The following is a 6,012-nucleotide window of genomic DNA, read 5'->3' as shown; positions in this document are numbered from 1 at the left end:
GTGCGAGGACAGATGCGGGCGGGCGCGCAAAGGGGAGGGTTTCGGTTATACTTTCCCACGATGGATCCGCGCGAGCGAAAGGAGGGGCCGATGCGCGTCGCACGGGAGTTCAGATTGGAGTCGCTGCTGTTCGTGGCGTTCTTCTCGACGCTGCCGCTCTATTCGCCGAACCTCGTCATGTTCAACGACCTGTTTCCCGCATCGGGTGCGGTCATGCCGTGGTTCGTGAACGCGATGATGGCGGCTGCGGTGGCGATGGGCCTGCTCGTCGCCGTGCTGTCGCTCAGGCGCGGCGGGGCCGCCTTCGTGGGGTTGCCGGTCGTCGCGGCGGCCACGGCGTGCTATGTGGGCGGGTTCGTGCTGTTCGCCCTCGCCCTTGCGGTGCCAAGCTTCGCAGTGGGCTCCATCGCCGTCGCCGCGGGTCTTGCCGTCGCCGTGGGCGTGGTGCCGTTGTGTTTGGCGTGGGGCACGTACTTCTCGGCGCTCGACATGCGTCAAGCGCTCTTCTCCCTTGCCGTGCTGATCGGCATGGGCTCGCTGGTGGAGCTGTTGCTTTCCGCCGTGTCGATGCAGGTGGGGCTTGTGGCGTTCGGGTTGCTGCTTGCGCTGGGCGTGGTGCTGCCGCTTTGGAAGGCGTCGCACGGCGAGCTTGCCTGCGCGGTGCGCGACGCGATGGAGGGCGAAGCGCCCGTGCCCGATCCGCTCGCTTCGGAGCTGGTTGCGCCCGTCGGCGGCGCGGCCGATCTGCTGGCGAACGTCAGGCGCATGGCTTCGGTCCTGGCCATGCCGTTTGTCGGGTTGCTCGTGTTCGGCTTTCTCATGGGCGTGCGCAAGTTCATGCTGTTCGACCTCATCTACGTCGAGGCGCTTGGCGGCATCGTGGCGGCCGGCGTCGTGCTGCCGCTCAGCGTGGTGGGGACGCGCCATCCGCTGCTGCCCTTCGTCTATCAGGTGCTTCTTCCGCTGTTCGCGCTCGCGCTCGTCGTGCTCAACAGCTTTCCGGTGGGCACGGGGCCGCAGTGGCTTGCGGCTTCGGTGTCGTACGTGTTCTACGGCGTCATCGGCATTTTGGCGCTGGCCAGCCTCTGCGCCATGGCGCACGCGCGCGAGTTCTCGCCTCCCCTCATCTACGGGCTCACCGTGGCCGCGTTCGCGCTCGTGTCTTTGGCGGGCATCTGGTGCGGCTCGCTGCCGCTGTTCGCGTACCAGCAGGGCGGTCCGGTGCTGCTCGTGCTGAGCACGGCGTACTTCGCACTGCTCGTGGGGGTGCCGCTCGTGGCGGCATGGCGCCGCGAGATCGCTTTGCCGGCCGACGGCGCTTGCGCGCCCGTCGAGGGTGTCGGCGTGCTGCAGGAACGTTGCGAGCGTTTGTCGCGCGAGGGCGGTCTGTCGCCGCGCGAATCGGAGATCCTCGCGTACCTTGGCCGCGGCCACGGCATCGTGTATGTGGCGAAGACGCTCGTCATCTCCGAGAGCACCGTGCGCACGCACGTGAAGAGCATCTACCGCAAGCTGGGCGTTTCGTCGCGCGAAGAGCTGCTTCAGCGCGTCGACGAGGGCTGACGCTCTTGTCGCGCCTTTTGCCCCGGCCCTGTTTCTTGCTCCGGTGGCGCGGCTTCGCGTTTCCTGTCGGCGCTTTGGCCCTTCCGTCCTTTCCTTCCGTCCGCTCCTGCAGGCGCCTCGGCCCTTCGCGCTCCTTCCCGCTGGCTTTCCTCCCGCACCCTTGCGCCCCTCGCCGTCTTCGCCTCCGCTATCCCGCGCGTAGTTTGCATGAAGCGGGAAAGCCCGTTTCCCCTTGTCGGATCATATGCAGTACAATGAACGAGTTTGAGTATCGTCCTTTCAGCGCACGCGCTGCGGGAGGGACATCGTTGAGGAGCAAGGAACCACTGATGACGGACTTCATGAACGAGTACTGCATGCACACCGCCACGTGCGGCGAGCTGCGCAAGGCCGACGTGGGGCGCGAGGTCGTGCTCACGGGCTGGGCGTGGCACAACCGCGATCACGGCGGCCTCATCTTCGTCGACCTGCGCGACCGCACGGGATATGCGCAGGTGGTCGTCGACCCCGATTGCGTGAGCGCCGAAGATTTCGACACGGCCGAGCACTTGGGACGCGAGTACGTGCTGAAGGTCGCGGGCACGGTGCGCGAGCGCAGCGCGGAAGCCGTGAACCCGAACATGGCCACGGGCGAGATCGAGGTGCTGGCGACGTCGGTGGAGGTCCTTAACACGAGCGTGACGCCGCCTTTCGCCATCGAGGACGGCATCGAGACGGACGAGACCACCCGCATGAAATGGCGCTACCTCGACCTGCGCCGTCCCGAGATGTACCGGTCGCTGCACCTGCGCCACAAAGTGGCCCAGGCCATGCGCAAGGTGCTCAACGAGCACGGCTTCCTCGAGGTGGAAACGCCGATCCTCGCGAACTCCACGCCCGAAGGCGCGCGCGACTACATCGTGCCGAGCCGTCCGAACCCGGGCAAGTTCTACGCGCTGCCGCAAAGCCCGCAGCAGTTCAAGCAGACGCTCATGATGGGCGGCATCGAGCGCTACTACCAGATTGCCAAGTGCTTCCGCGACGAAGACCTGCGCGCCGACCGCCAGCCCGAGTTCACGCAGCTCGACGTGGAGATGAGCTTCGTCGAACAGGAGGACATCCTGAGCCTGACGGAGGATGTCATGGCCGAGGTGCTGGCGGCTGCGGGGGTGGAGCACGAGTTCCCGCTGCCGCGCATGTCCTACGCAGAGGCGATGGAGCGCTTCGGCTGCGACCGCCCCGACACGCGCTTCGGCATGGAGCTGGTGGACCTCACCGACATCGTGAAGGACACGGGTTTCAAGGTGTTCTCGAGCGTGGCGGCCTCCGGCGGCGTCGTGAAGGCCATCAACGCGAAGGGCGCGGGCGACTGGAGCCGCGGCGAGGTGGAGAAGCTGGCGGACGTCGCGGCCGAGAACGGCGCGAAGGGCATGGCGTGGGTGGCCTTCACCACCGACGGGCAGGAGAAGAGCCCCATCAAGAAGTTCTTCACCGATGAGGAGTGGACGGCGCTCAAGCAGGCCATGGACGTGGAGCCGGGCGACCTCGTCCTGTTCGCCGCCGACACGTACGCGGTGGCGAGCGCGGTGCTCTCCGCGTTGCGTCTGCGCATGGCCGAATTGCTGAACGTGCCGCGCGAGGGCCACAGCTTGCTGTGGATCGTCGACTTCCCCATGTTCAAGTACGACGAGGAGGAGAAGAAGTACGCTGCCGAGCACCATCCCTTCACGCAGGTGCGCAAGGAGGATCTCGACAAGATCGAGGACGACCCGCTCGCGTGCGGCAGCTATTCCCACGACCTGGTCATGGACGGCTACGAAGCAGGCGGCGGCTCCCTTCGTATCCACAGCGCCGAGCTGCAGCGCCGCGTGCTGCGCAGGCTGGGGCTTTCCGACGAGGAGATCGACGACAAGTTCGGCCACCTCATCCGGGCGCTTGAGCTGGGCGCTCCTCCGCATGGCGGGATCGCGCTCGGCCTCGACCGCATCGTCATGCTGCTGGCCGGCAAGTCGTCCATCCGCGACGTCATCGCGTTCCCGAAGACGAGTTCGGCGAGCGATCCGATGACGGGGGCGCCGAGCGCGGTGACGGCCCGCCAGCTCAAAGAAGTGAGCCTGCGCACGCTGTAGCCGCAAGGGCGAAGGCGCGAACGAGGCGAATCGAAGCGCGAAGGCCCGCCCTGTCCGGCGGGCCTTCGCGTTAAGCGGAGATGAGAGAGGAGCGGAGGATGGAAAAGGCCGTACGGTTCGAGGGGAAGGTCGACCGGGGATGGCTCGTTGCTGGGGCGCTCGTGGCGCTGCTTTGCGCGGTGAGTTTCATTCCGACGTTCGTGTTCGCAACGCGCGGGGCGATTCCGACTGGCTTGTGTTCGCCATTGTTGGTGGGGCATGTGCGGCTGTGCTGATTGCACTTGAGGCGTTCCTTCTGGCACCGTTCTGGCGCAGCTATATCGAGCTGCGCGACGAAGGCATGTTCGTGGCGTTCGGGGTGCGCACGCGCGCGCTCGACTACCGCTTCGTGACCGGGGTGCGTCCGAAGCGAGACGCCCTCATCACGGGAGGCTGGGCCGGCTCGCTGCAGGGCGTCATGGTGGAGAACGACGTGGAGGACTTCATGGTGTCGGTGCGGGACGAAGGCCGGTTCGTTTCGGAGCTGGCGCGCCGCTGCCCGCGCATCGCCCGGTAGGCGCTCGCTGCAGCCGACGTGCGGGCGACTGGCGCTTGCGATGGACGACGGGTTGCCGTCGCCGGGTCGTCGTCGCGGCGCTCTTTCGGGCGGGTGCTCGTTTTGGCCGCGCGTCAGGCGGCGGGTTTTCCCGTCTCCGTGGTCGCTTCGGCGAAGGGGCGCTCGCGCCCGATGCGTTCGAACTTGCGCTTGTCGGTGTCGGCCATGCCCTGGTCGGGATCCTGGCGCTTCTCGTGCTGCGGGTCGTTCGGGTCGGTCCAAAGGCGCTCGGCCGTCGGCGTCCATTCGGCGATGGAGCGCGCGCACTTGTCGCAGAGCGCGCGTGCGCCCTCTTGCTTGTGCAGGTCGGTCGACTTCGCGCCCGTCGCCTCCACCATGTCGGCCAGAACGCCCTCGTTTTCCAGGATGGGGCAGGGGCGCAGCAGGTTGTCGTTGAACGGCTGGCCTTCGTAGTAGGCCATGAAGAGGGGCGAGCGCAGCGCGTCGAGCAGCGAGACCTCGCGGATGTTCGCGTTGGAGTAATGGGCGAACACGCACGGCTCCACGTCTCCCGCCGCGTTGATGTGCAGGTAGCGCCGCCCGCCGGCGATGCAGCCGCCCACGAACTCGCCGTCGTTTTGAAAGTCGAGCGTGAACAGAGGCTTCTCCTCGCGCATGGCGCGGACGAAGCGGTACAGGCGCTCGCGCTGGTCGGCGTGCACCATCAGCTCCGTCGGGGCGTCCGCGCCGACGGGCAGGTAGGTGAATATCCAGCAGAATAGAACGCCCTGGTCGATCATCCAATCGAAGAACTCTTCAGAGGCGATGGACTCGGCGTTGGCGCTGGTGTAGCAGCAGGAGACGCCGAAGGGCAAACCGTGGCGCTTGAGCAGCCGCATGGCGCGGCTGACCTGGGCGTAGGTGCCGGCGCCTCGGCGCGCGTCGGTGGCCTCCTCGAAGCCCTCCACGCTGATGGCGGGGATGAAGTTCGCCACGCGCAGCATGTCGCGGCAGAACTCCTCGTCGATGAGCGTGGCGTTCGTGAACGAGAGGAACGTGCAGTCGGGGTGCGCCTCGCACAGCTTGACGAGATCGCGTTTGCGCACGAGCGGCTCTCCACCCGTGTAGATGTAGACGTATGTGCCCAGTTCCGTGCCTTGACGGATGATGGAGTCCAGCTCGTCGTAGGAGAGGTTCTGCTTGTGGCCGTACTCGGCGGCCCAGCAGCCGGTGCAGCGCAGGTTGCAGGCGCTCGTGGGATCCATGAGGATGGCCCAGGGGATGTTGCAGCGGTGCTTCTCGCGCATGGCCTCCTGCTTCGGCCAGGCCATGAGGTTGCCGTCGATGAGAAACGTCTTCACCAGGCGGTCGCGCACGGCGGGGTTCGTGTCCTCGAGCGCGCGCATGATGAGCTGGTACCAGTTGTTCTTCTGGTCGATGGCGGTGCGGAAGGCGCTGCGCTGGCTGGGGAACAGGTTGGCCGGCGCCACCTTGTCGAGCAGATCCATGATTTTGACGGCGTTGGGCTCGGGGTCGGCGAGGAAGTAGTCGAGGGCTTTCTCGAACGCGGCGCGCTTTATCCGGTCGGTTGGTTTCATCGTCTGCCTCTTTTCCGTGCGGTGCTTAGACGCGTCTCTCCGCTGGGTCTTTTTCGGATTCGTCCATGATATGCTGAGCGGGGGTACCGTCAAGAATCTTGCGCACTTTTCCGACAGCCTCATAAGCCCGCCGTCCGGTGCGGCTACCCCTCCAGCAGAGTCACGTCCAGATAGCGCCTCGAGCCCCACTCGCTCTCGGCCACGTACT

4 protein-coding genes are annotated in these 6,012 nt (G+C 66.4%); 3 read left to right on the top strand and 1 reads right to left on the bottom strand.

The genetic code is table 11. The features are described 5' to 3' along the window. Window positions 1-90: 90 nt before the first annotated feature. The 3 genes from C2L80_RS12835 (at window position 91) to C2L80_RS12825 (ending at window position 4,227) form a co-directional block, all read left to right on the top strand. Entirely contained in the window at window positions 91-1,563 is a 1,473-nt protein-coding gene (locus tag C2L80_RS12835; RefSeq protein ID WP_103263335.1) for a helix-turn-helix transcriptional regulator, read from the top strand. 329 nt (window positions 1,564-1,892) lie between these two features. Then, window positions 1,893-3,671 (top strand): aspartate--tRNA ligase, encoded by a 1,779-nt coding sequence (gene aspS / locus C2L80_RS12830; RefSeq protein ID WP_103263334.1) that lies wholly within the window; start codon window positions 1,893-1,895, stop codon window positions 3,669-3,671. Between the two features lie 139 nt (window positions 3,672-3,810). Next, entirely contained in the window at window positions 3,811-4,227 is a 417-nt protein-coding gene (locus C2L80_RS12825; RefSeq protein WP_129589971.1) for a hypothetical protein, read from the top strand. A 113-nt stretch (window positions 4,228-4,340) separates the two neighbouring features. Here C2L80_RS12825 and C2L80_RS12820 read toward each other — a convergent pair whose 3' ends face one another. Next, window positions 4,341-5,804 (bottom strand): radical SAM/SPASM domain-containing protein, encoded by a 1,464-nt coding sequence (locus C2L80_RS12820; RefSeq protein ID WP_092197364.1) that lies wholly within the window; start codon window positions 5,802-5,804, stop codon window positions 4,341-4,343. Window positions 5,805-6,012: the final 208 nt, after the last annotated feature.

Origin of the sequence: Rubneribacter badeniensis (genome assembly GCF_002899695.1) — a bacterium.
In the GTDB taxonomy this organism is placed as follows: Bacteria; Actinomycetota; Coriobacteriia; order Coriobacteriales; family Eggerthellaceae; genus Rubneribacter; species Rubneribacter badeniensis.
This window is presented reverse-complemented; position numbering and strand designations above follow the sequence as displayed.

Bases quoted from the DNA above. Each gene is read 5' to 3' on its own strand.
- C2L80_RS12825 (WP_129589971.1), top strand. From the start codon at position 3,811: ATGGCTCGTTGCTGGGGCGCTCGTGGCGCTGCTTTGCGCGGTGAGTTT.
- aspS (WP_103263334.1), top strand. From the start codon at position 1,893: ATGACGGACTTCATGAACGAGTACTGCATGCACACCGCCACGTGCGGC.
- C2L80_RS12820 (WP_092197364.1), bottom strand. From the start codon at position 5,804: ATGAAACCAACCGACCGGATAAAGCGCGCCGCGTTCGAGAAAGCCCTC.
- C2L80_RS12835 (WP_103263335.1), top strand. From the start codon at position 91: ATGCGCGTCGCACGGGAGTTCAGATTGGAGTCGCTGCTGTTCGTGGCG.